The 23,473-nt window shown below is 57.2% G+C and carries 28 protein-coding genes; 10 read left to right on the forward strand and 18 right to left on the reverse strand.

What is annotated here, in order from left to right:
• Positions 1-7: 7 nt before the first annotated feature.
• From citC to citG, 6 genes are read left to right on the forward strand one after another with little or no spacing between them, the layout of a single operon-like run.
• A complete protein-coding gene (citC, locus tag ACOTWU_RS05540; protein WP_032671991.1) occupies positions 8-1,030 on the forward strand; it encodes a [citrate (pro-3S)-lyase] ligase in 1,023 nt (340 codons plus the stop codon).
• A gap of 16 nt (positions 1,031-1,046) precedes the next feature.
• Positions 1,047-1,340 (forward strand): citrate lyase acyl carrier protein, encoded by a 294-nt coding sequence (gene citD, locus ACOTWU_RS05545; RefSeq protein ID WP_017382935.1) that lies wholly within the window; start codon positions 1,047-1,049, stop codon positions 1,338-1,340.
• Positions 1,337-2,212, forward strand: coding sequence for a citrate (pro-3S)-lyase subunit beta (gene citE / locus ACOTWU_RS05550; protein ID WP_220719398.1), 876 nt, complete (start codon positions 1,337-1,339; stop codon positions 2,210-2,212). Before citD ends, citE begins: the two co-directional genes overlap by 4 nt.
• A 10-nt stretch (positions 2,213-2,222) precedes the next feature.
• Positions 2,223-3,746, forward strand: coding sequence for a citrate lyase subunit alpha (gene citF, locus ACOTWU_RS05555; protein WP_126498764.1), 1,524 nt, complete (start codon positions 2,223-2,225; stop codon positions 3,744-3,746).
• Complete coding sequence (citX, locus tag ACOTWU_RS05560; protein WP_126498765.1) at positions 3,743-4,282, forward strand: citrate lyase holo-[acyl-carrier protein] synthase; 540 nt, start codon at positions 3,743-3,745, stop codon at positions 4,280-4,282. The genes citF and citX overlap by 4 nt, the downstream gene beginning before the upstream one ends.
• Positions 4,260-5,063 (forward strand): triphosphoribosyl-dephospho-CoA synthase CitG, encoded by an 804-nt coding sequence (gene citG / locus ACOTWU_RS05565; protein ID WP_039269791.1) that lies wholly within the window; start codon positions 4,260-4,262, stop codon positions 5,061-5,063. The genes citX and citG overlap by 23 nt, the downstream gene beginning before the upstream one ends.
• Positions 5,064-5,142: 79 nt before the next feature.
• Here the strand turns inward: citG and ACOTWU_RS05570 are convergent, their stop codons facing one another.
• The 4 genes from ACOTWU_RS05570 to mutY form a co-directional block, all read right to left on the reverse strand.
• On the reverse strand, positions 5,143-6,399 hold the full coding sequence (locus tag ACOTWU_RS05570) for a nucleoside permease (protein WP_015571846.1): 1,257 nt from the start codon (positions 6,397-6,399) through the stop codon (positions 5,143-5,145).
• Between the two features lie 283 nt (positions 6,400-6,682).
• The gene (gene mltC, locus ACOTWU_RS05575) at positions 6,683-7,759 is read right to left on the reverse strand and encodes a membrane-bound lytic murein transglycosylase MltC (RefSeq protein ID WP_126498833.1); all 1,077 of its coding nucleotides are present in this window, start codon (positions 7,757-7,759) and stop codon (positions 6,683-6,685) included.
• Between the two features lie 124 nt (positions 7,760-7,883).
• On the reverse strand, positions 7,884-8,156 hold the full coding sequence (locus ACOTWU_RS05580) for an oxidative damage protection protein (RefSeq protein ID WP_003862425.1): 273 nt from the start codon (positions 8,154-8,156) through the stop codon (positions 7,884-7,886).
• A gap of 26 nt (positions 8,157-8,182) precedes the next feature.
• Positions 8,183-9,235: an A/G-specific adenine glycosylase gene (gene mutY / locus ACOTWU_RS05585; RefSeq protein ID WP_126498766.1), complete on the reverse strand. Its 1,053-nt coding sequence runs from the start codon at positions 9,233-9,235 to the stop codon at positions 8,183-8,185.
• Positions 9,236-9,379: 144 nt separating this feature from the next.
• Between mutY and trmB the strand changes: the two genes are divergently transcribed.
• Genes trmB through ACOTWU_RS05600 form a run of 3 tightly spaced genes read left to right on the forward strand, consistent with a single transcriptional unit; the run spans position 9,380 to position 11,199 of the window.
• Positions 9,380-10,099 (forward strand): tRNA (guanosine(46)-N7)-methyltransferase TrmB, encoded by a 720-nt coding sequence (gene trmB, locus ACOTWU_RS05590; RefSeq protein WP_015571843.1) that lies wholly within the window; start codon positions 9,380-9,382, stop codon positions 10,097-10,099.
• Positions 10,099-10,425 (forward strand): YggL family protein, encoded by a 327-nt coding sequence (locus tag ACOTWU_RS05595; protein WP_003862421.1) that lies wholly within the window; start codon positions 10,099-10,101, stop codon positions 10,423-10,425. The genes trmB and ACOTWU_RS05595 overlap by 1 nt, the downstream gene beginning before the upstream one ends.
• Positions 10,426-10,482: 57 nt before the next feature.
• A complete protein-coding gene (locus tag ACOTWU_RS05600) occupies positions 10,483-11,199 on the forward strand; it encodes a DUF2884 domain-containing protein (RefSeq protein WP_015571842.1) in 717 nt (238 codons plus the stop codon).
• A gap of 81 nt (positions 11,200-11,280) precedes the next feature.
• Here ACOTWU_RS05600 and ACOTWU_RS05605 read toward each other — a convergent pair whose 3' ends face one another.
• From ACOTWU_RS05605 to ACOTWU_RS05630, 6 genes are read right to left on the reverse strand one after another with little or no spacing between them, the layout of a single operon-like run.
• Entirely contained in the window at positions 11,281-11,619 is a 339-nt protein-coding gene (locus tag ACOTWU_RS05605) for an endonuclease domain-containing protein (RefSeq protein ID WP_126498767.1), read from the reverse strand.
• Between the two features lie 56 nt (positions 11,620-11,675).
• Entirely contained in the window at positions 11,676-12,824 is a 1,149-nt protein-coding gene (gene hemW, locus ACOTWU_RS05610) for a radical SAM family heme chaperone HemW (RefSeq protein ID WP_063133030.1), read from the reverse strand.
• Positions 12,817-13,410 carry an XTP/dITP diphosphatase gene (locus ACOTWU_RS05615; RefSeq protein ID WP_126498768.1) on the reverse strand — a complete coding sequence of 198 codons (594 nt, stop codon included), beginning with the start codon at positions 13,408-13,410 and terminating at the stop codon, positions 12,817-12,819. The genes hemW and ACOTWU_RS05615 overlap by 8 nt, the downstream gene beginning before the upstream one ends.
• 3 nt (positions 13,411-13,413) lie before the next feature.
• Positions 13,414-13,710: a DUF167 family protein YggU gene (gene yggU / locus ACOTWU_RS05620; RefSeq protein ID WP_126498769.1), complete on the reverse strand. Its 297-nt coding sequence runs from the start codon at positions 13,708-13,710 to the stop codon at positions 13,414-13,416.
• Positions 13,707-14,273: a YggT family protein gene (locus tag ACOTWU_RS05625; protein WP_015571838.1), complete on the reverse strand. Its 567-nt coding sequence runs from the start codon at positions 14,271-14,273 to the stop codon at positions 13,707-13,709. The genes yggU and ACOTWU_RS05625 overlap by 4 nt, the downstream gene beginning before the upstream one ends.
• 21 nt (positions 14,274-14,294) lie before the next feature.
• Entirely contained in the window at positions 14,295-14,996 is a 702-nt protein-coding gene (locus tag ACOTWU_RS05630) for a YggS family pyridoxal phosphate-dependent enzyme (protein WP_126498770.1), read from the reverse strand.
• A gap of 17 nt (positions 14,997-15,013) precedes the next feature.
• On the opposite strand from ACOTWU_RS05630, the gene ACOTWU_RS05635 reads away from it, so the two are divergent.
• Entirely contained in the window at positions 15,014-15,994 is a 981-nt protein-coding gene (locus ACOTWU_RS05635) for a type IV pilus twitching motility protein PilT (protein WP_017692691.1), read from the forward strand.
• 9 nt (positions 15,995-16,003) lie between these two features.
• Here ACOTWU_RS05635 and ruvX read toward each other — a convergent pair whose 3' ends face one another.
• From ruvX to metK, 8 genes are all read right to left on the reverse strand, one after another.
• Positions 16,004-16,420, reverse strand: a complete 417-nt coding sequence (ruvX, locus tag ACOTWU_RS05640; RefSeq protein ID WP_006811925.1) for a Holliday junction resolvase RuvX — start codon at positions 16,418-16,420, stop codon at positions 16,004-16,006.
• On the reverse strand, positions 16,420-16,980 hold the full coding sequence (locus ACOTWU_RS05645) for a YqgE/AlgH family protein (protein WP_006811924.1): 561 nt from the start codon (positions 16,978-16,980) through the stop codon (positions 16,420-16,422). The genes ruvX and ACOTWU_RS05645 overlap by 1 nt, the downstream gene beginning before the upstream one ends.
• A 74-nt stretch (positions 16,981-17,054) precedes the next feature.
• Positions 17,055-18,002 (reverse strand): glutathione synthase, encoded by a 948-nt coding sequence (gene gshB, locus ACOTWU_RS05650; RefSeq protein ID WP_015571835.1) that lies wholly within the window; start codon positions 18,000-18,002, stop codon positions 17,055-17,057.
• A gap of 31 nt (positions 18,003-18,033) precedes the next feature.
• Entirely contained in the window at positions 18,034-18,765 is a 732-nt protein-coding gene (gene rsmE / locus ACOTWU_RS05655; protein ID WP_017382923.1) for a 16S rRNA (uracil(1498)-N(3))-methyltransferase, read from the reverse strand.
• Between the two features lie 51 nt (positions 18,766-18,816).
• Positions 18,817-19,524, reverse strand: coding sequence for a deoxyribonuclease I (gene endA, locus ACOTWU_RS05660; protein ID WP_126498771.1), 708 nt, complete (start codon positions 19,522-19,524; stop codon positions 18,817-18,819).
• A gap of 94 nt (positions 19,525-19,618) precedes the next feature.
• A complete protein-coding gene (locus tag ACOTWU_RS05665; protein WP_126498772.1) occupies positions 19,619-20,116 on the reverse strand; it encodes a SprT family zinc-dependent metalloprotease in 498 nt (165 codons plus the stop codon).
• 58 nt (positions 20,117-20,174) lie between these two features.
• Positions 20,175-21,572 carry a galactose/proton symporter gene (gene galP / locus ACOTWU_RS05670; RefSeq protein WP_015571832.1) on the reverse strand — a complete coding sequence of 466 codons (1,398 nt, stop codon included), beginning with the start codon at positions 21,570-21,572 and terminating at the stop codon, positions 20,175-20,177.
• A 416-nt stretch (positions 21,573-21,988) separates the two neighbouring features.
• A complete protein-coding gene (metK, locus tag ACOTWU_RS05675; RefSeq protein WP_003860037.1) occupies positions 21,989-23,143 on the reverse strand; it encodes a methionine adenosyltransferase in 1,155 nt (384 codons plus the stop codon).
• Positions 23,144-23,473: the final 330 nt, after the last annotated feature.

Genomic DNA, 23,473 nt, shown 5'->3' on the forward strand with positions numbered 1-23,473 from the left:
CGGCAGCATGCAATCGCAACCCATTGATTTTCGGCACACCGTTGTGGCGAAACACCCGGAACGCTTAAGCCAGATCCGCTACCTGCTGGCAGACAGCGGCCTTGGCCTGGACAACGACATCACGCTGTTTGTCGAAGCCTGGTCCGGCGCGCAGCTGGTGGGTTGCGCCGGGCTGGCTGCCAACGTCATCAAATGCGTGGCGGTCAACGAGCAGCTTCGTGGGGAAAACCTCAGCGCGCGTCTGCTTGCAGAGGTGGAAAACGCGGCGCTGGAGCGCGGCCATTTTCACCTCTTCCTCTGCACCCGTCCGTGCAATAAGGAGCGCTTTGGCCGCAGCGGTTTCTGGCCGATTGCCCAGAGCGGGAACAACGCGGTGCTAATGGAGAACACTCCGCAGGGGATCGCGCGCTACTGCCGCTCCCTGCGCGCGAAGCGCAGGTGTGGGGAAAAAACGGGCGCGATCGTGATGAACGCCAATCCCTTCACCCTCGGCCATCGTCATCTGGTGGAGCAGGCGGCGACGCAGTGCGATGCCCTGCATCTGTTTGTGGTGCGTGAAGACGCCTCGTTCTTCCCGTTCAGCGCGCGCCTCGAGATGGTGCGTGCGGGCGTGGCGCATCTGCCGAACGTGGTGGTGCATGAAGGCTCGCAGTACATCATCTCCCGCGCCACCTTCCCGGCCTACTTCCTGAAGGAGACCGGCAAAGTGCAGCAGGCGTGGAGCGAGATCGACGTGCTGATCTTCCGGGACTATATCGCCCCGGCGCTGGGCATCACACACCGCTTCATCGGCTCGGAGCCTTTCTGCGACATCACCCGGCAGTACAACCAGACGCTGCACGACCTTCTGGCCTCGCATATTGAGGTGGTGGAGATGCCGCGCATCAAGGCCACCGGCAACGCCATTTCGGCCTCGGAAGTGCGCCGTTTACTCAAGACACAGCAGTTTTCCCGGATCCGGGAGATTGTCCCGGACTCCACCTTCGCGCACCTCGAAGCACATTATCGTGCGAGTGCGGAAGTCGCATAACTATCAGGAATTTATCATGAATATTGTAAGGGAGGCGCTGGCCGGAACGCAGGAGTCCAGCGACCTGATGGTGAAAATCGCCCCCGCTCACGGTGAGCTGGAGATTGTCATCCACAGTGAAGTGATTAAGCAGTTTGGCGAGCAGATACGCCAGGTGGTCAACGACACATTGCGCGCCATGAACGTGCACCAGGGATTAATCATTATTGAAGACAAAGGGGCGCTGGACTGTGTAATCCGCGCTCGCCTGCAAAGCGCGCTTCTGCGTGCCGCCGATGAACAGGCCATCAACTGGGGGGCGCTGAAATGAGCAAACTCCGCCGCAGTATGCTGTTCCTGCCAGGCGCCAATGCCGCCATGCTCTCTACCGCCTTTATCTACCGCCCCGACTCCATCATGTTTGACCTTGAGGACGCCGTGGCCCTGCGCGAGAAAGACACCGCACGCATGCTGGTGTTCCACGCGTTGCAGCACCCAATGTATCAGGATATCGAAACCGTGGTACGCATTAACCCGCTGAGCACGCCGTTTGGCCTGCTGGATCTGGAAGCCGCCGTGCGCGCGGGCGTGGACGTGATTCGCCTGCCGAAAACCGACACCCCGGACGATATTTACGAGCTGGAAGGCCACCTCGAGCGTATCGAGAAGGAGTGCGGGCGTGATGTGGGTTCCACCCGCGTGATGGCGGCGATTGAATCGGCCATTGGCGTCATCAACGCCGTGGCGATTGCCCGCAGCTCCCCGCGCCTGATCGGCATCGCGCTGGCCGCCTTTGACTACGTGATGGACATGCAGACCGAGCGCGGCGACGGCACCGAGCTGTTCTATGCCCGCTGCGCCGTGCTGCACGCCGCACGCGCCGCCGGTATCGACGCCTTCGACGTGGTGTGGTCCGACGTTAACGACGAAGCCGGGTTCCTGCGCGAGGTCGACCTGATCCGCAAGATGGGCTTCAACGGCAAATCGCTGATTAACCCGCGCCAGATAGACCTGCTGCACAACGCCTACGCCCCGACTCAGGAAGAGGTGGATCACGGCAAAAGGGTGATTGAGGCGGCAGAAGAGGGCGAGCGTAACGGCCTGGGCGTGGTGTCGCTCAACGGCAAAATGGTGGATGCACCGATTATTAACCACGCGCAGGTGGTGCTGGAGCGCGCGGCGGCCTCTGGCGTGCGTCGGTAAGGATGACATAATGAATCAGACAGAACTTCTCCATGTAAATTTCCCCCATCTGCGGGATCTGAAACCCTTTGATACCGCCCACAGCGCGACGCCGTGGCTGACGGACAGCGAGGCGAAGCACAGCCGCAAGCTCTGCGCCTCTATTGAAGAGGCGGTTAAGCGCAGCGGCTTGCAGGACGGGATGACCATCTCCTTCCACCATGCCTTTCGCGAAGGCGACCGGGTGATCAACACCGTCGTGGCGCTTCTGGCACGGATGGGCTTCAAAAATCTGACCCTGGCTTCCAGCTCGCTGATGACCTGCAATGATGCGCTGATCGAGCATATTGAAAGCGGCGTTATCACCCGGATTTACACCTCCGGCATGCGCGGCAGGCTGGCGGATGCCATCTCCCACGGGCTGATGGACGAGCCGGTGCAAATTCACTCCCACGGCGGGCGCGTGAAGCTGCTCCAGGACGGCGAACTGAGCATCGACGTGGCATTTCTTGGTGTGCCGTGCAGCGATGAGTTTGGCAACGCCAACGGCACGCACGGAAAATCGTGCTGCGGTTCGCTGGGCTACGCCATGGTGGATGCGCACTTTGCCCGTAAGGTGGTGCTGCTGACCGAAGCGCTGGTGCCATTCCCCAATATGCCCGCCAGCCTGGTGCAGGATCAGGTGGACTACATCGTGCAGGTGGAGAGCGTGGGCGACCCGGCGAAAATCAGCGTCGGCGCGGCGCGCGTCACCAGCAACCCGCGCGAGCTGATGATCGCCCGCTATGCGGCGGACGTGATTGAACACTCTGGCTATTTCAAACCAGGCTTCTCGATGCAGACCGGCTCCGGTGCAGCGGCCACCGCCTGCACCCGTTTTATGGAAGAGAAGATGGAGCGCGGCGGCGTGAAGGCGCGCTTCGCCCTTGGCGGCATCACCGGCAGCCTGGTGGATCTGCACGAGAAGGGGCTCATCGAAAAGCTGCTCGACACCCAGTGCTTTGACGGCCAGGCAGCGGCCTCGCTGGCGCGCAACCCGAACCACGTGGAGATCTCCACCAACGTCTACGCCAACCCCGGCAGCAAGGCGGCAAGCTGCGACCAGCTCGACGTGGTGATCCTCAGCGCCCTGGAAATCGACGTCGACTTTAACGTCAATGTCATCACCGGCTCCGATGGCGTGATGCGTGGCGCATCCGGCGGACACTGCGACGTGGCGGCGGCAGCCAACCTGACCATTGTGGTCGCGCCGCTGCTGCGAAGCCGCATCCCGACGGTAGTGAAGCGCGTTACCACCCGCCTCACGCCGGGGGAGAGCATTGACGTGCTGGTCACCGACCACGGTATTGCGGTCAACCCGGCGCGCCCGGAGATCCGCGAACGACTTATGGAAGCAGGGCTGAAGGTTGTAGATATCAACGCGCTGTATGAGCGAGCGATTTCGTTGACAGGCGTACCGAAACCGATTGAGTTCACCGACAAAATCGTCGGGGTGATCCGCTACCGCGACGGCAGCGTGATCGACACCGTTCGACAGGTAAAGGAGGAAGTGTGACTATTGCGACACCCGTGCGGACGGGTGTCAGCCTGGACGAACTGCTGGCGGCGAAAGAGCGCCGCGCAGCGCGCCAGGCTGACATGCTTGCGCACTATCAACAACCGGTGATCACCCTCACGCTGGTTACGCCCGGGGAAATCAAAGACAGCCTTCGCTATCGCAACACCATGGGCGTGGCGCTGCAAATGTGCGACCAGCTGCTGTGGGAAAACCGCTGGCAGGTGCTGGACCGTAAGGTGCTGTGGCTACCCACCGGACCTGAAGCCTTGTGGTGCATCGCGCATCCGGCGGCGGAAATTAAGGCGCACTGTGCAGAACTGGAGCAGACGCACCCACTCGGCAGGCTGTGGGATCTGGATGTGATCTGCCCTGAAAACGGCCACGTGGGCCGTCAGTCGCTGGGGGCGAATCTCAGACGCTGCCTGATCTGTGACGAGCCCGCCCACGCCTGTTCCCGTTCGCGCAATCACCCCGCTGAGCAGGTGGTTTCCCGCGTGGAGAAGATGATCGATGACTGGTTTGCTCGCGACTGAACCGCGCCCGGTTGATCTCCCTGCGCTTGCCGCAGAGGCGCTGTGGCAGGAGCTGGAGCTGACGCCAAAACCGGGGCTGGTGGACAGGCTCAATAACGGCTCCCATCGCGATATGGACCATGCCTTGTTTGTCCGCAGCATTATGGCGATTACGCCGTGGTTTGCCCGGTTTGCGGAACTGGGTGAAGCACATGCGGCCAAACCTGCCGATCGGCAGTTGCGGATTCTTCGCCCAATGGGAATGGCCTGCGAGCAGGCAATGTACGCCGCCACGGGCGGGGTAAATACCCACAAGGGCGGGATTTTTGCCCTCGGTTTGCTCTGCTTCGCCGCCGGGCGTGTGAAAAATATCTCTGCGGATAGCCTCTGTTGTGAGGTAAGTAACATCTGTCATGGGCTGGTGGCGAGGGAGCTGGCCGGGCGCAGCGGGCAGGCAACGGCGGGGGAGCGGCAGTTTCAGCTGTACGGTTTAACCGGCGCGCGTGGCGAGGCAGAAAGCGGCTTTGCCACGGTGCGTAAGGCTTTGGATGCGTGGAACGGTCAGTCGCTTCACGGCCTGCTGTTGCGCCTGATGGCGGTAAATCAGGACAGCAATCTCGTTTCGCGCGGCGGCATTGAGGGGCTGCGCTACGTTCAGGGCTACGCGCGGGAATTACTGGCTAACGGCTGGGACTGCGAGGCGTTGCTGAAGATGGATAAGGCATTGATTGAACGCAATCTGAGCCCGGGCGGCAGCGCGGATTTGCTGTCGGTGGGGTGGGTGCTTTCTGGAATAAAATAGCCGGGTGGCGGCTACGCCTTACCCGGCCTACGGTCTGGTTTTGTAGGCCCGGTAAGCGCAGCGCCACCGGGCACAACAATCAATGCGCGATCGGCTGTGCACCGTGCGGCTCGCGCACGTGCTTGTACTTGAACAGCGCGATGAACGCGAAGAACAGCACCAGCGAGTACCCGGCGAAGATCAGCCACACTGGTTGCCAGTTGGTGATGCCGTTAGTGGTATACATCTCAACCACTTTGCCGCTCACCACGCCGCCCAGAATACAGCCGAAGCCGTTGGTCATCATCAGGAACATGCCCTGCGCACTGGCGCGGATTTCAGGCTTCACCTCTTTTTCCACAAACACCGAGCCGGAGATGTTGAAGAAGTCGAAGGCACAGCCGTAAACAATCATCGACAGAACCAGCAGCACGGTGCCGAACGCGCTTGGGTCGCCATAGGCGAACAGACCGAAGCGCAACATCCAGGCGGCGATACTGATCAGCATGACGTTCTTGATACCGTAGCGGCTCAGGAAGAACGGGATGGTCAGGATGAACAGCGTCTCGGAGATCTGCGAGATGGACATCATCACCGACGCGTGTTCGACGATAAAGCTCCCGGCAAACAGCGGATCGTTATCGAAGCTGTGCAGGAAGGTATTACCGAACATGTTGGTGATTTGCAGTTCCGCGCCCAGCAGCATGGAGAAGATAAAGAAGATCGCCATGCGCTTGTTTTTGAACAGTGCGAAGGCGTCCAGGCCAAGCATGGTGCTCCAGCTCTGGTTTTTCTGCTGGTTAGATACCGGAATGGTGGGCAGCGTCAGGGTGAACAGCGCCAGCAGTACGGAGAGCGCCGCGCCGATGTAGAGCTGCATATGGCTCAGCTCGAAGCCCGCGAAGCTCACGCCCCACATCGCCATGATAAAGCCGATGGTGCCCCAGATACGGATTGGCGGGAAGTCGGTGACGATATCCAGACCGGCAGATTTCAGGCGATAGTAGGAGATGGTGTTGATCAGGCCAAGCGTTGGCATATAGGCCAGCGAGTTAAGCAGGATCACCATGAACATCGCCCCCGGCGTGGTCACTTCGGCCGCCATAAACAGCGTCCCCGCACCCACCAGATGGCAAAGCATGTACAGCCATTTCGCACTTAACCATTTATCCGCCACGATACCGAGCAGCGTTGGCATGAAGACAGCCGCAATACCCAGCGAGCTGTAAACGGCACCGATCGACGCACCATCGAACTTGAGCGTCACAAACATATAGGAGCCGAGTGTAGTCAGCCAGCTACCCCACAGGCAGAACTGCAGAAACGACAAGATTTTAAGCTGCAGCTTAAGGTTCATGTTACTTTCCTCACAAGTGAGCGGGAGATATGTTGTTATAGGAACATTCAGGGTTGTTATTTGATGCAATTCTATCAGTTGGCAACGATATGTTTTGTTACCTCCCGCAAAAAAATGCAATCCACATTAATTTGCAGTCTGGATTGTGATGCAAATAGCATTTTCGTATGGATGGGGTGAGATGGGTGCGGTCTGATGTCCCCTCACCCTAACCCTCTCCCAGAGGGAGAGGGAACTTGAATACCCTCTCCCTCTGGGAGAGGGCAGGGTGAGGGGTAGCTTTTTAGCGGCGACGATAGTTCTTCTGCGCCGTATTCACCTTATACAGATAGCGGCGTGATTCCGCAGACGGGTGGCGGGTGGTGAGGGTTGAGTAGACATCCCCCGGCGCCATGCTGTTGATGATGTTCGCGGCCTGCACTTTGTCATTTGAGAAGACGCGCAGCACGCTGCCCGCGCCACCGTTATAGGCGGTGATCACCGCATAGCGGCGTGAGGTTGGGTTATCAATCCCGCCCAGGTAGACATTGTTCAGCATCGCCAGGTAGGCCGTACCGGTATCAATGTTGCTTTGCGGATCGAACAGGTAGCTGCGGCTCGGCGTGCCGGATTTCCCCTGTGCGCGGAACACGTCTTTACCGGCGCTGTGCTGTACAACCTGCATCAGCCCCAGCGCGTCGGAACGGCTTACCGCGTAGGGGTTGAACGAGGACTCGGTCTGCATAATCGCCAGGATCAGCGACTCATCCACGCCATACTTACGCGACGCCTGACGCACCATGCCCAGATACTTATGCGCACGCTTGTCGAGGTGGTTCGGCACCAGGTTGATCGTGACGCTGTAGATCACTTTCAGGCCGTTGGTGCGGCTTTTCAGGCGCGTTTGCAGCAGGTAGTCGGCAAATTTCGTGGCGCGGCCTTCCCAGCGGATCGGCTGACCGGTCTGGTCAACGACCTGGCCATACAGAAACGGCTCTTTGGAGATGGTGATGTCATCGGCATCAGAGTAGAGGTCGATAGACCCCGGATCGTCGCCCATCAGCAGGGTTTTGATGATGGCCTGACGTAAATGCGCCGCAGGTTCAGTCCCTGCGATGGTTTCAACCGTAATCGTACCGTCATCGAAGTTGATGTGGCTACGGGTCTGATAGGCGTCGGTGTACTTAACGTAGTCCTTCGGTCCGGCAATAAGAACTTCGTTAAATCCCCATATGTTCTCGATGTTGTGGGCAAACTGCCCCATCAAAATGTCAAAACCGTTGGTGTCCTTGACCCAGGCTTCGTTGTATTCATCGCCTTTTTTGGAAGAACAAGACGCAAGCAACGGCGCAACAAGGGCTAGCGCTAAAAGTTTTTTCATCATTCCGGGAGTGCGTGTTGTGTTTGCTTTGGGGTTGCTGTTGCCGGGTGGCGCTGCGCTTACCCGGCCTACAAAACCGTAGGCCCGTGCAAGCGCAGCGCCGCCGGGCAGCAGCTGCGCGTTATTATTTTTCCGGTGGTGTATAGCCTTCGATGTGGACGTCTTTACCCTCGAACAGGAAGTTCACCATCTCCTGCTCCAGCAGTTTGCGATGTTCCGGGTTCATCATGCTGAGCTTTTTCTCGTTGATCAGCATAGTCTGCTTCTTCTGCCACTGTCCCCAGGCTTCTTTGGAGATCTCGTTGTAAATGCGCTTACCCAGGTCGCCCGGGTAGAGCTGGAAATCCTGGCCTTCAGCGTCGCGCTGTAGGAAAGTACAAAAAATGGTTCTGGCCATACTCATTCCTCTTTGTCTTGCCGATGCTAAACCATTGCACCGACACGTAATTGCTGTAACAGGCGCTCCACGGGAGCCGCCAGCCCGACTGATGGCGGTTGCGCTAAGTTATACCAGAGAGCGGTGCCTTCATCCATGCACGACGTGAATGAGGACACGGGAAGCCACATCGGCACAATATCCAGATGGAAATGGCTGAAGGTATGACGGAACGCGTTGAGTTGCGTCAGGGTATCGGCCGCAATGCCGCGCTGTTCAAGCCATGCCCGAAGCGAGGCTTCATCCTCAAACTGTGGGAAGCAGTATAGACCACCCCACAGGCCACTCGGCGGGCGCTGAGCGAGAAACACCTCGTCGCCATGCTGCATCAGCAGCATGTACCCGGTGCGCTCAGGCAGCGTCTGCTTCGGTTTTTTCCCCGGATACTGCGCCCAGGTGTGGTTCGCATACGCCACGCAGAGGTTGTTTACCGGGCAAAGCTCGCACTTCGGTTTTGAACGGGTGCAGACCATCGCGCCCAGATCCATCATCGCCTGGTTAAAACGCTCCACCCCTATCGCCGGAGTGACCGCTTCACTGATCTCCCACAGGCGTTTCTCAACCTCTTTCTTGCCCGGCCATCCATCTATGGCGTAGCAGCGTGCGAGCACGCGCTTGACGTTGCCGTCGAGAATAGGGAAATGTTTGCCTAAAGAGAGGGAGAGGATTGCGCCTGCGGTTGAACGCCCGACGCCGGGCAAATCCGCCACCTCGTCAAAGGTCTCCGGGAATTTACCGTTGTGGCGGGTGGCGACCTGCTGTGCGGCTTTGTGCAGGTTGCGCGCGCGGGCGTAATAGCCGAGGCCTGTCCACAGGTGCAGTACCTCGTCCAGCGGCGCGTTGGCCAGATCGGTGATTGTCGGGAAGCGCGCCATAAAACGCTCGAAGTAAGGAATGACCGTCGCGACCTGCGTTTGTTGCAACATCACCTCGGAGAGCCATACTTTGTAAGGCGTTTTTTCAATTTGCCAGGGCAGGGTTTTACGCCCGTATTTGTCGTACCAGTCCAGCACCTGGGCTGAAAATTGAGAGGCTTGCATGGTCATCGATTCGCTTAATCAGGGACGCAGATTGCAGCACAGCGTCAATCTGCTGTAAACCGGATCTTTCCCATGCTTGCATAGAAGCCTTAACTTTGGATAATGCCCGTTTCCCGAACATTCTCACAAGCAGACAACTCTTTTATGAAAAACGACGTCATTTCACCGGAATTTGATGAAAACGGTCGCCCGCTGCGCCGTATTCGCAGCTTTGTCCGCCGTCAGGGGCGCCTGACAAAAGGGCAGCAACACGCGCTGGACAACTACTGGCCGGTGATGGGCGTTGAGTTCAGCGAGCAACCGCTCGACTTCACCGACCTGTTTGGCCGCGACGCGCCAGTGACGCTGGAGATTGGTTTTGGCATGGGCACCTCGCTGGTGACCATGGCGAAAGCGCGCCCGGAGCAGAACTTCCTCGGTATCGAAGTACACTCGCCGGGCGTCGGCGCGTGCCTGGCAACGGCCCACGAAGAGGGCGTTGAGAACCTGCGCGTCATGTGTCACGACGCGGTGGAAGTGCTGCACAAAATGATTCCTGACAATTCTTTGAACATGGTTCAGCTCTTTTTCCCTGACCCATGGCACAAAGCGCGTCATAATAAACGCCGTATCGTTCAGGCGCCGTTTGCCGAGCTGGTGAAAAGTAAGCTCAAGCTGGGCGGCGTTTTCCACATGGCGACCGACTGGGAACCTTATGCGGAACATATGCTGGAAGTGATGTCGTCCCTGGACGGGTATAAAAATCAGTCTGAAAGCAACGACTACGTACCGCGTCCGGATTCACGTCCGGTGACAAAATTTGAACAGCGTGGCCATCGTCTTGGTCACGGCGTATGGGACTTAATGTTCGAGAGGGTGAAATAATGGCAAAGAATCGTAGCCGTCGTCTGCGTAAAAAGATGCACATCGAAGAATTCCAGGAAGTGGGTTTCTCCGTTGCCTGGCGTTTCCCGGAAGGCACCAGTGTGGAACAGATCGATCAGGACGTTGATGCGTTCATCAACGAGGTGATCGAGCCAAACAAGCTGGCCTTCGACGGTAGCGGCTATCTGGCGTGGGAAGGTCTGATTTGCACCCAGGAAGTGGGGAAATGCACCGAAGAGCATCAGGCGCTGGTACGCAAATGGCTTGAAGACCACAAACTGGAAGATGTCCGCGTTAGCGAACTTTTCGACGTTTGGTGGGACTAATAAAGCAAGAACGGGGCCAGCATTAGCTGGCCCATTTTGTCTGAGGGAGTGTTAAAGATGCGCAAAACGTTGCTGGCTGTTGCTTTACTGGCAATCGGAACCACCGCCCATGCGGAGTATAAATGTAGCGTCACCCCGCGTGATGACGTGGTGCTGAGTCCGCAAACCGTGCAGGTTAAGGGCGAGAATGGCAATCTGGTGATTACGCCGGATGGCAACGTGACCTTTAACGGCAAACCGCAAAACCTGACGGCCGCCCAGCGCGAGCAGGCGATGGACTACCAGGCCGAGTTGCGTACCGCGCTGCCCTGGATCAACGATGGCGCGCTGACCCGCGTCGAGAAAAGCCGCGTGGCGCTGGATAAAATCATCACCAAAGAGGTGGGGGAGAGCAGCAATATGCGCACCCGCCTGACGAAGCTGGATAAACAGCTGAAAGAGCAGATGAACCGTATTATCGAGACGCGCTCTGATGGCCTGACGTTCCACTATAAGGCGATCGATCAGGTGCGTGCCGACGGTCAGCAACTGGTGAACCAGGCGATGGGCGGCATTCTCCAGGACAGCATCAACGAGATGGGCGCCAAAGCGGTGCTGAAGGGTGGCGGTAATCCGTTGCAGGGTGTACTGGGCAGCCTGGGCGGACTGCAAACCTCGATTCAGAACGAGTGGAAGAATCAGGAAGCCGATTTCCAGCAGTTCGGCAAAGACGTGTGTAAACGCGTGGTGTCGCTGGAAGACAGCCGGAAGGCGCTGGTGGGGACGCTGAAGTAATATTTGTGCGCACTGGGCCCTCACCCCAGCCCTCTCCCCAGGGGAGAGGGAGTTAGAGTTCCCTCTCCCTGTGGGAGAGGGTTAGGGTGAGGGCATCAGGCATTGCAGTCGTTGAAGAATGATATTTAACACTTCATCTTCGTTAACGCGAAATTCATTATTCCAGAACCGTACGACTTCCCATCCGTTCGTATTCAAAAACGCGGTACGACGTGAATCATAGTTCTCCTCATCCTGATGTTGCCCACCGTCCAGCTCAATAATCAGCTTCGCCTTAAAGCAGGCAAAATCCACGATATACGACCCAACCGGCATCTGACGACGAAACTTATACCCGAAGAAACGACGACCTCTGAGCAAATACCAGAGGCGTACTTCTTCGGGTGTCATTTGTTTGCGGAGTTGTTTTGATTTTTCCATCCCCACACTCTGCCAGCCTTTCCCTCAGCCAGCAGAACGGGATGTAAAATCCTGAATCAGCCTTCAGGATTTTCAGCGAGGAACAGCTCAAGAAGGGAGTTTAAGAACAGCTTGCCGTGCTCGGTGATCTGCCAGGACTCATCACACTCGGTCAGATACCCCTGCGCCAGCGCCTCGTCAATCTGCGGACGAATCACTGACTCCGGCAGCCCGGTATAACGCGTAAATTCCGCGCGCGGTGCGGCTTCCAGCAGACGGAAGCGGTTCATAAAGAACTCAAACGGCTTATCCGCCGCCTCGACGTCGTGCTGACGCTCCAGGTAGCGGCCTTCCATATACCCGCGCGGGTGACGCGTTTTGGCGGTACGCAGAATGCGTCCGTCCGGGAAGGTCACTTTGCCATGTGCGCCGCAGCCAATTCCCAGATAATCACCAAAACGCCAGTAGTTCAGATTGTGCTGACACTGATAGCCCGGCTTCGCATACGCCGACGTTTCGTATTGCTGATACCCCGCCGCGGTCAAAAGCTGGTGGCCCTGCTCGAAGATATCCCACAGCGCGTCATCGTCCGGCAGCACCGGAGGACGGGAACCAAACAGGGTGTTAGGCTCAATGGTCAGCTGATACCACGACAGATGCGGCGGATTCAGTTCAATCGCCTGACGCAAATCGTCCAGCGCTTCTTCGAGCGACTGATCCGGCAGGCCATGCATCAGGTCGAGGTTAAAGCTGCGCAGCCCAAGCCCCGTTGCCAGGTTTGCCGCGCGCTTTGCCTCTTCTGGGCCGTGGATACGCCCCAGACGCTTCAGCTTTGGCTCGCTAAAGCTCTGCACGCCGATAGAGATACGGTTCACGCCCGCGCGCTGATACTCGACAAAACGGTCGGCCTCAACGGTACCGGGGTTGGCCTCCATCGTAATTTCAGCATCCGCCGCCAGGTTCAGACGCGCGCGCACGCCGTCCAGCAGCGTTTGCATCGCCGGGCCTGAAAGCAGGCTCGGCGTACCGCCACCAATAAAAATGGTCTTAACTTCACGTCCCTGTGCGTAAGGTACATCGGCGTCCAGGTCGGCCAGCAGATGCGCGACGTAATCATCGTGCGGCACTTCGCCCTTTAGCGCGTGCGAGTTGAAATCGCAGTACGGGCATTTCTGCACGCACCATGGGATGTGAATATAAAGACTCAGAGGCGGCAAATTAGCCATTACGCAGTGCTTCCAGTAACAGTTTCAGGGCGCGTCCACGGTGGGAGATCGCGCTTTTCTCTTCGCGGGTGAGTTCCGCAGCGGTTTTTCCCTCGGTCGGGACAAAGAAAATCGGGTCGTAACCAAAGCCGCCGTTGCCCGCCGCTTCACGGGTGATCACGCCCGGCCAGCTGCCGTGACAGACAATCGGCGTGGGATCTTCCGCGTGACGCATGTAGACCAGCACGCAGTGGAACTGCGCGGTACGCTGTTCGTCAGGGACGTCTTTCAGGGCCACAAGCAGCTTTTCCAGATTCTGCTGGTCGGTGGCGTCCACCCCGGAATAGCGGGCGGAGTAAATCCCCGGCGCACCGCCCAGAAAATCCACGGCCAGACCGGAGTCATCGGCTATCGCGGGCAGTCCGGTGATCTGCGCCGCATGGCGCGCTTTCAGAATGGCGTTTTCGATAAACGTCAGGCCGGTCTCTTCGGCGGAGTCCACGTTCAGCTCGGTCTGAGCCACCACGTCCAGCCCAAAATCATTTAATAGCGAGGCCAGCTCGCGCACTTTACCGGCGTTACCGGTGGCGAGAACAACTTTCTGCATGGTTTAGTCCTGTTCTTTCAGAGCCGCGACTTCCGTCGGGATAGATTGCGGGTTAAGGATTTTTACCTGTTTATGCCGGCCAAGTTCACCTTTCTCAATGATGACCTGGCTTTTAGCGACGCGAAACTGTTTAGCCAGATATTTGGTCAGATACGCATTCGCCTGGCCGTCAACCGGCGGGGCAGTGATGGCGACTTTTAGCTCGTCGCCATGCAGCCCAACAATACTGTCGCGGCTGGCTTTCGGCTGAATGTACAGCCGTAAAACCAGCCCGTCGGCGCAGGAGCTAACTGCACTCATAACGCCATCCACAGCCCCGGCAGCAGCATATTACCCGTCGCCTGTAACAGTTCCGCGATACCCATATTCAGCACGTACAGCAGCAGAACGAGAAGCATCGGGGAGAAGTCGATTCCGCCCATTGCAGGCAGCAGGCTACGAATCGGACGCAGCAACGGTTCAGTCAGCTGAATCAACGCGTACTCCACCGGGCTACGGCCCCGGCTTACCCAGCTCATGATCGCCATCACCAGCAGGACCCAGAAGATCAGCGAGCCGACGGTTTTAACCAGGATCAGAACGGCTGAAATCCAGATAATCGGCTGGAAAGTGATGACCATAAACAGCACGATCGCTTTGATAACGCTCAGAATAAACGCCATCAGCAGAGATGAACTGTCAATTGGCCCCATTGCCGGAATGACGCGGCGAAGCGGCCCCACAACGGGCTGCGTGATTTTCACGATAAATTGTGAGAATGGATTGTAAAAATCACAACGGGCCCACTGCATCCAGACGCGCAACAGCAGCGCCATCGTATACAGTTCAATGACCGTTGAAAGCAGGAAAGTCAACGTCTTCATGGCGTTCCTCAGGTTTCCTTATTATTGGGGGTAATCGCGCGCACCGAAAATTGCTGTGCCGATGCGCACCATGGTGCTGCCTGCCGCGATGGCGGCTTCCATATCGTCCGACATGCCCAGAGAAAGCGTGTCTACCGTGTCATAGCGCGCCTTAAGCGCCTCAAATGCTACAGCCATTTGCTGTGCCACGGCAAACTGCCTTTCATAACTTGACTCTGGCGCCGGGATAGCCATCAGCCCGCGCAGGGTTAAGCGCGGCAGCGCCGCCACGTCCGCCGCCAGCGCATCCAGTTCGCCCAGCGTAATGCCGGACTTGCTGTTTTCATCACTGATGTTGATTTGAATCAGCACGTTAAGCGCTGGCATCTCCATAGGGCGCTGGTCGCTCAGACGGGTAGCGATGCGCAGACGATCGATGGTGTGGCACCAGTCAAAGTGCTCTGCTACCAGACGGCTTTTGTTCGACTGTAGCGGACCGATAAAGTGCCATTGCAGGTCTGTATTTCCCCGTTCACGGAAAGCGCGAATCTTATCCACGCCTTCCTGCACATAGTTTTCACCAAAGGCACGATGACCGGCGGCTATCGCTTCTGCGATGGCGTTCGCAGGCTTAGTTTTGCTGACTGCAAGCAATGTAATTTCTTCTGGAGCACGGCCGCAACGCGTTGCCGCGGCTGAGATTTTGTCCCGGACCTGTGCCAGGTTATGCGCAATGTCGTTCATTTTCCGAGGAGTAGTCTATGGATGTGGAAGAAATTGTGGCCCTTAGTGTAAAGCATAACGTCTCCGATCTACACCTGTGCAGTGATTCGCCACCGCGCTGGCGCAGGTCAGGCCGTCTTGAACCTGCGCCGTTTCCGCCCCCGGATGTGGAGGCGTTATTAAAAGCGTGGCTCAACGACGAACAGCAGGGCGCATGGTGGGCAAACGGGCAGGTGGATTTTGCCGTTACCCTCGCAGGCCGTCAGCGGCTGCGCGGCAGTGCGTTTAAGCATATGCTCGGCGTTTCGATTGCGCTGCGGCTGTTGCCGCTGACGTGCCCGCAGCTCTCTGCGTTAGGTGTGCCGCGAGCGATCCCGGAGCTGCTGTCCAATGACAATGGCCTGATTCTGGTCACCGGCGCCACCGGCAGCGGGAAATCGACCACCCTGGCCGCGATGGTCGATTTCCTCAATCACCAGACGGACGGGCATATTCTGACCCTGGAAGATCCGGTGGAGTTTATGTACCAGAGCGAACGTTGCCTGATCCAGCAGCGGGAGATAGGCCAGCACAGCCCGTCCTTTGCCGAGGCGCTGCGCAGCGCGCTGCGTGAAGATCCGGATGTGATTCTGCTTGGTGAGCTGCGCGACAGCGAGACGATACGCCTGGCGCTGACGGCGGCGGAAACCGGCCATCTGGTGTTAGCCACGCTGCATACGCGCGGCGCGGCGCAGGCGATCGAGCGCCTGGTCGACACCTTTCCGGCGCAGGAGAAAGATCCGGTGCGTAATCAGCTGGCGGGAAGCCTGCGTGCGGTCCTGGCGCAGAAGCTACGTCAGGATGTCCAGGGTGGGCGCGTGGCGCTGTATGAGCTACTGGTGAATACCTCGGCGGCGGCAAACCTGATCCGCGAAGGCAAAACCTGGCAACTGCCGGGCATTATTCAAACGGGGCAGCAGGCGGGAATGCAGAACTTTGAGCAGAGTCTGGCGGAGCGACGGGCGCAGGGGCGGCTGTAGCCCCGGCGCTCAGTAACCCTGTTCGAAATAGCTTTCGAGGATAATGACGGCTGAAGCTGAATCCACGCTGCCTTTGTTCAGCGCCCGGAAGCCACCGTGTTCGAACAGGCCAGCGCGTGCCTCGACGGTGCTCAAACGTTCATCGTGCAGCTTAACGGAGACGCCAAAGCGGCCATGGATTTTGTTCGCGAACTTGCGCGCGCGCGCGGTAAGCGGTTGCTCGGTGCCATCCATGTTTAGCGGCAGGCCGACAATCACGTCGTCCGGCTGCCACTCTTTGAGCAAGCGCTCAATAAGGTTCCAGTCCGGCGTGCCGTCGTTAGCTTTCAGCGCCGTGAGCGGGCGGGCGGTGCCGGTGATCCGTTGACCCACAGCGACGCCGATGCTTTTGGTGCCGAAGTCGAAGGCGAGAAGGGTGCCGCTCATTACGCGTGCCCCGCAACGCCAGGCATGGTCAGAATATCAATGCCAATCAGTTTTGCCGCGTCACGCCAGCGATCGGCGATAGGGGTTTTAAACAGGATATTCATATCCGCAGGGGCTGTCAGCCAGGCGTTGTCCAGAATTTCTTGTTCCAGCTGCCCTTTTTCCCAGGAGGCGTAGCCGAGCGCAACCAGCACCTCAGAAGGCTGACTGGCAGTGCCTAGCGTTTCAAGCACGTCGCGAGAGGTGGTGACGACGGTGTTATCGGAGATACGAATGCTGGACGAGAAAACCGGCGGGGTATGCAGGATAAAGCCACGATCTTCTGCAAGCGGGCCGCCGAGCATCACCGGTTTATCGAGACGGATTTCCGGCAGCCGCGCTTCAGCAGGGATTTTCAGCTTGTCCAGAATGCCTTCCACCTGGAGGTTTTCCAGCGGCTTATTGATGATAATCCCCATCGCGCCGTCTTCGTTGTATTCGCAAATATAGACCACGGAGCGGCGGAAAATCGGATCCTGGAGAGCAGGCATGGCAATAAGAAAGTGATGCTGTAAATTCATTGTCAGAGGTACTGTTTCCTGGTTTAAAAAGCGACAGCGCCCAGTATGGGGATAAACACAGGCGCTGTCACAGGTTATTTCTGTAAACGTTTTTCGATAGCGTCCATCAGCATTCCGGTGATCGAGATCGGGAATTCCGCTTCGATTTCACGAATGCAGGTCGGGCTGGTGACGTTCACTTCGGTCAGGCGATCGCCGATGATATCGAGGCCGACGAAGATCAGGCCTTTGGCTTTCAGCGTAGGGCCGACGCGGCGGGCAATTTCCCAGTCGCTTTCGCTTAACGGACGCGGTTCGCCACGGCCGCCGGCCGCCAGGTTGCCACGGGTTTCCCCTCCCTGCGGGATACGCGCCAGGCAGTAAGGCACCGGCTCGCCGTCTACGACCAGCACACGCTTGTCGCCGTCTTTAATGGCCGGCAGATAGTTCTGCGCCATGCAGTAGCGGGTTCCCAGCTCGGTCAGCGTTTCGGCAATCACGCCAATGTTCGGGTCGCCCTCTTTCACGCGGAAGATCGACGCGCCGCCCATGCCGTCCAGCGGCTTCATGATGATATCGCCGTGCTTCTGCCAGAATTCTTTCAGCTGCGTTTTGCTGCGGGTGACGAGCGTTTCCGGCGTCAGGTCAGAGAACCATGCGGTATAGAGCTTCTCGTTGCAGTCGCGCAGGCTCTGCGGCTTGTTGACGATCAGCGTTCCTTTCTCTTCGGCACGCTCAAGGATATAGGTGGCGTAAATGTATTCGGTGTCGAACGGCGGATCTTTACGCATCAGGATCACGTTAAGGTCGGCCAGGGCAATATCCTGTTCGGTGCCGAATTCGTACCATTTTTCGTAGTTCTGCTCGACGTTAACGATGCGGGTGCGTGCGCGGGCTTCACCGTTGATCAGGTAAAGATCGTTCATCTCCATATAGTGGAGTTCATAGCCGCGACGCTGCGCTTCCAGCAGCATAGCGAAGCTGGAGTCTTTCTTGATGTTAATGTTTGCGATGGGGTCCATCACGATGCCGAGCTTAATCATCTTCTTCTCCGGTTATGGGTCAGGCTTTGCTTCAACCCAGATCGCCAAATCGCACCTGTAGCGCGGTAATGGCGGTGAGTGCCGTTGTCTCAGTGCGCAGAACGCGAGGTCCCAACAGAATATCAGTAAACTGGTAACGCGCCGTCATGGCAATTTCGTCAGCCGACAGGCCGCCTTCCGGGCCAATGAGCAGGCGTACACGCTCAACGGGCAGCGGCAGCGTATTGATGCTGGCGCTGGCGCGCGGATGAAGATTGAGCTTAAGCCCGCTTTCCTCTTCTGCACACCAGTCCTCCAGATCCATCGCCGGGCGGATCTCCGGGATACGGTTGCGGCCGCTCTGTTCGCAGGCCGCAATGGCAATTTTTTGCCACTGCTGGATCTTTTTGTTCAGACGTTCCGCATCCAGTTTAACGCCGCAGCGCTCAGAAAAAAGTGGCGTAATGAGGCTTACACCCAGTTCAATGGATTTCTGAATGGTGAACTCCATCTTTTCCCCACGCGACATCACCTGGCCCAGGTGAATGTGCAGCGGGGATTCCCGGTCGTCCACGTCGCCACGCAGCACCTTCACGTGCACGCTTTTTTTATCGGCGCGCGTAATTTCAGCGTCGAAAACCTGATTAGAGCCGTCAAAGAGCTGAATCGCCTGGCCTGCACCCATGCGCAGCACGCGACCTACATGGTTTGCGGCATCATCAGACAGGGCGATTTCGCCGCCTGGGGTAATCAGTTCAGGGTGATAGATGCGAGGGATGCGCATAGTCAGAAATTCCATGTGTCATGCGATATAAGCGAATTGCCGTAGTGTAGGTTAGCTCTTTTGCGCCTGGCAAGCCCGCTGGACGTAAGGGTTGTGATTCCCCTGGACTTTGGCGATACGTTCGTCGCGCTGGCATTCCCAGTCCGTCACCGGGTAGAGCTTGTCCCAGGCATTGAAGAGCTGCGTCTGCTGGCGGGAAAGATTGAGATCGTAGCGGTCGCGCATATAGAAATAAGTGCGGGCGATGCTGCCGCGTGCGCGGGCAGGCGGTTCGGCGACTTTCTCTTTGAAATCGACCTTCATGGCGCACTGACCGTACTGGCCTTCGCCACCGTTCCACTGGCTGTACATGAAGTTTCCGCGGTCGCCATTGACCTCACCCACGGCGGGTTGCAGGTTGTGCATATCGCTTTCCATCTGGCGGTAGACCGGATCTTTTGCGCAATTTTTACGTCCACCGTCCTGCCAGCACTGGCGCTGGTGGCCAAACTGCCAGGCCGGAACAACGTGTTCCCATTCGATTCGGCTGGCGCGGTTCTCGTTCTTGCGCACCTTATAGCCGCAGGATCCCAGATCCACGACCCCTTTCTTACCCTGCCAGTTAATTTTACAGCCGCAGTAGAAATCACCCGGTACGTCGGCGTTAATCTTTACGCCCGCGGTTTTTGCCTGAGAGAAACTGTGAATACCGTCGGCCAGAACATGGCCGGAGAGCGCTGTCGCCAGAAAAGCGACCGCGAGAGAAACATTACGGGACATCTTACACTCCGTGTCAAAACGAGCCCGCAACGTAACGAATGTTGTTCCCGTATGCAATCAGTCAGATCAGGAAAGTTCCTGAAAGTTCAGTTGATTATTCCGCGACCAGCGGTTCGCCGCACTTTACGCAGCGATAGGTCGCCTCGCCGCGCACCACACGGTTGTGACGGCGGACGGTAAGCTGGTGCTGCTGACACTGGCAGCGGTAGGGGAAGGTATTGCGGCGTACCGACTCCAGCTCGAACTGATGGGTTCTGCGCGCCGGAACGTCGAGCACCGCCTCCATCATCCACTTCCACTCTTTGCCGTGCGGTGCTACACGGCCAAAGTGCTTCCACACCAGCAGGTGCGCCAGTTCGTGCGGAACCACTTCATCGATAAACGCCTGCTGGTTTTCCATCATCAGCACCGGATTCAGGCGGATCTCATACGATTCCAGCCAGGCGGTGCCTGCCGCAGTGCCACGCTGCTGATAGACCAGCTTCGGTTCAGGATAATTGCGGCCGAGCTTCAGGTTGGCCTGGGCGAGTTTTTCCCGCAGGCTGCGCATGACGGCTTGCTGAATGGCGATGGGGAGACGGGGAGCTTTCATAGGGGCAGAGCATAAAGCGGGAAGCGGGGAGGCGCAAGAGGCGCCTCCCGCAGGAGGATCAGTCGTGTGCGCCGATTTCGCGCAGAGGACGACCTTTCATCAGGTTACGTTCAATGTGTTCCAGTGAAACATGTTTGGTTTCAGGAACCAGCCAGATAGTGAGAACAATAAAGAACAGGTTCAGACCGGCGTAAACCCAGAAGGTATTGGCGTTACCCAGGGTATTGAGCATGGTCAGGAACGTTGCGCCGACGATCATGTTGGCAATCCAGTTGGTTGCGGTAGAACAGGTGATACCAAAATCACGCCCTTTCAGCGGCTGGATCTCAGAGCACAGCACCCAAATCAGCGGACCGGCGCTCATCGCAAACCCAATGATAAACATCAGCAGCATCGCCACGGCGAAGTACTGTGCCGTTGGGGAGTGAATGCCCATGTGCATCATGGTACCCAGCACGCCCATCCCGACGGCCATCACCAGGAAGCCCAGCGTCAGGGTTGGCTTACGTCCCCAGCGGTCCACCAGACCGATAGCGATAAAGGTCGCCAGCACGTTGGTCAGGCCGACGATCACGGTGCCCCACATCTGCTCGGTGGTGTTGGTGTAGCCCGCCAGTTCGAAGATTTTCGGCGCGTAATACATGATGACGTTCATCCCGGTGAACTGTTGCATGATCTGTAACAGCACACCGAGGAACACCGCGCGGCGGAAGTTGCTGTTCTCTTTGAACAGCGCCCAGCCGGACTGTTTGACCTTCAGGCTTTCGCGGATCTCTTCGAGCTCGTTTTTGGCTTCGGCGCTGGTATCACGCAGGCGTAAGAGCACGCGTTCGGCATCATGGAAGCGGCGTTTGGCGGCGAACCAGCGCGGACTGTCCGGCAGGAAGAAGACGCCAATCAGCAGCAGGATGGCTGGAATGATGATTACGCCCAGCATCCAGCGCCATGCGCCGCTGTAGCTGAATGCGGTATCCGAGAGATAAGCCCCCAGAATACCGATGGTGATCATCAGCTGATACATGGAAATCATGCTGCCGCGGATTTTTTCCGGAGCGATTTCAGACAGGTACAGCGGGGCAGTATAAGACGCCACGCCCACTGCCAGACCGAGCAGCACGCGGGAGATGATCAGCACTTCAACGTTAGGCGCAGCGGCAGAGAACAGTGAGCCGGCAACGAACAGGATCGCGCCGATCATCAGGCTCTTTTTACGCCCGAGCTTAAAGGAGAGCCAGCCGCTGCCGACCGCGCCGACGGCGGCACCGAACATCATGGAGCTAACCACCCATTCCTGAGTGTGTGCGCTAATCTGGAACTCATCGGTGATGAAAGGTAATGCACCGGCAATTACGCCAATATCCAGGCCAAAGAGTAATCCTGCCAGAGCGGCGAGGAAGCAGACGAAGAACGTCATTGCCTTATTGGACGTACGCCCCTGTTTATTATTGTCAGGCATTATGCCCTCCAGTTGGGTTATCAGTTTTTACGATATTAAGAGTAGGTGAGCGGCTCATAAAAATATGTGAGTCAAATCACAACGGTGTAATCGGTTACACTGACTTGTAACCGTAAAAATAATTAAAGCTTTGAAAATATAGAGGTAAATTAATTGATGTGCATCGCGTTTGCACAAATTTCAGACTTAACTGAAAGGGAATGTAACAGCAGAAGAAATGCGATCATGCAAAGAGAATATTCTGAAAGCGGGGTATAGAGAGTGAGGTGTAAACGGTTCCAAACATTGCCGGGTGGCAGCTGCGCCTTACCCGGCCTACAAAAACGCACTACCCGTAGGTCGGGTAAGGCATAGCCGCCATCCGACATAAAAAAGGCCAGCACAAAGGCTGGCCTGTTTAAGCTGCTGGCAGTCGATTATTTCAGACCGGCAGCATCACGCAGCAGGGCAGCTTTGTCGGTTTTTTCCCATGGGAAATGTTCGCGACCAAAGTGACCGTACGCTGCGGTTTCCTGGTAGATTGGGTGCAGCAGATCCAGCATCTGAATCAGACCGTATGGACGCAGGTCGAAGAACTCACGCACCAGCAGGGTCAGCTGTTCAGAAGGCACTTTTTCAGTACCGAAGGTTTCCACCATGATGGAGGTTGGCTCAGCCACGCCGATGGCGTAGGAAACCTGAATTTCACAGCGGTCAGCCAGACCGGCAGCAACGATGTTTTTCGCCACATAACGTGCAGCGTACGCCGCAGAACGGTCAACTTTAGACGGATCTTTACCGGAGAATGCGCCGCCGCCGTGACGTGCCATGCCGCCGTAGGTATCTACGATGATTTTACGACCGGTCAGACCGCAGTCACCCATTGGGCCGCCGATAACAAAGCGTCCGGTTGGGTTGATGAAGAATTTGGTCGCAGAGCTCAGCCATTCAGTTGGCAGAACCGGCTTGATGATCTCTTCCATCACCGCTTCTTGCAGGGATTTCTGGTCAATCTCTTCAGCATGCTGCGTGGAAAGAACCACGGCATCGATACCGACGATTTTCCCGTCGTCATACTGGAAGGTCACCTGGCTTTTCGCATCCGGACGCAGCCACGGCAGGGTGCCGTTTTTACGTACTTCAGCCTGACGCTGCACCAGACGGTGGGCGTAGGTCACCGGCGCTGGCATCAGCACGTCGGTTTCGTTGGTTGCGTAGCCGAACATCAGGCCCTGGTCGCCCGCGCCCTGTTCCAGCGGATCGGCACGGTCAACGCCCTGGTTGATGTCCGGAGACTGTTTGCCAATCGCGCTCAGTACGGCGCAGGAGTTGGCATCAAAGCCCATATCAGAATGTACATAGCCGATCTCACGCACCGTGTTACGGGTGATCTCTTCGATATCAACCCATGCGCTGGTAGTGATCTCACCGCCAACCAGAACCATGCCGGTTTTGACATAGGTTTCACACGCTACGCGCGCCTTTGGATCCTGCGCGAGGATCGCATCCAGCACCGCATCGGAGATTTGGTCAGCAATTTTATCAGGATGTCCTTCTGATACGGACTCGGACGTAAACAGGTGTTTTGCCATGTTTTATTTCACCTAAGAGGAATTTGGTTAGCTCAAGCTGCTGTGTGGAATAGCCATAGGAGATAATTCTACCAAGGCCTACAGGATTTTGACACTGGCAGTCTGAGTGTTAATCGGTATGGATGGATTAACATCTGGACGTCTATTTTAGGTCACTTCTTCACCCGATTTCCAGTTTTTTTTGACTCACCTCTCACTGCGTTGAAAACACGGCTGGAAATTTTTCCTGACGACGCTGGCAACCTGCGCATTTTTGTTTTGCTTTTTAGCGACCTTCTCGGTATAAAACGCGGCGCGCGGCTCATATAAAATAAGCGCTCGATGAATACA

It is taken from the genome of Enterobacter cloacae complex sp. GYL001, from assembly GCF_049237125.1.
Taxonomy (GTDB): Bacteria; Pseudomonadota; Gammaproteobacteria; order Enterobacterales; family Enterobacteriaceae; genus Enterobacter; species Enterobacter hormaechei_C.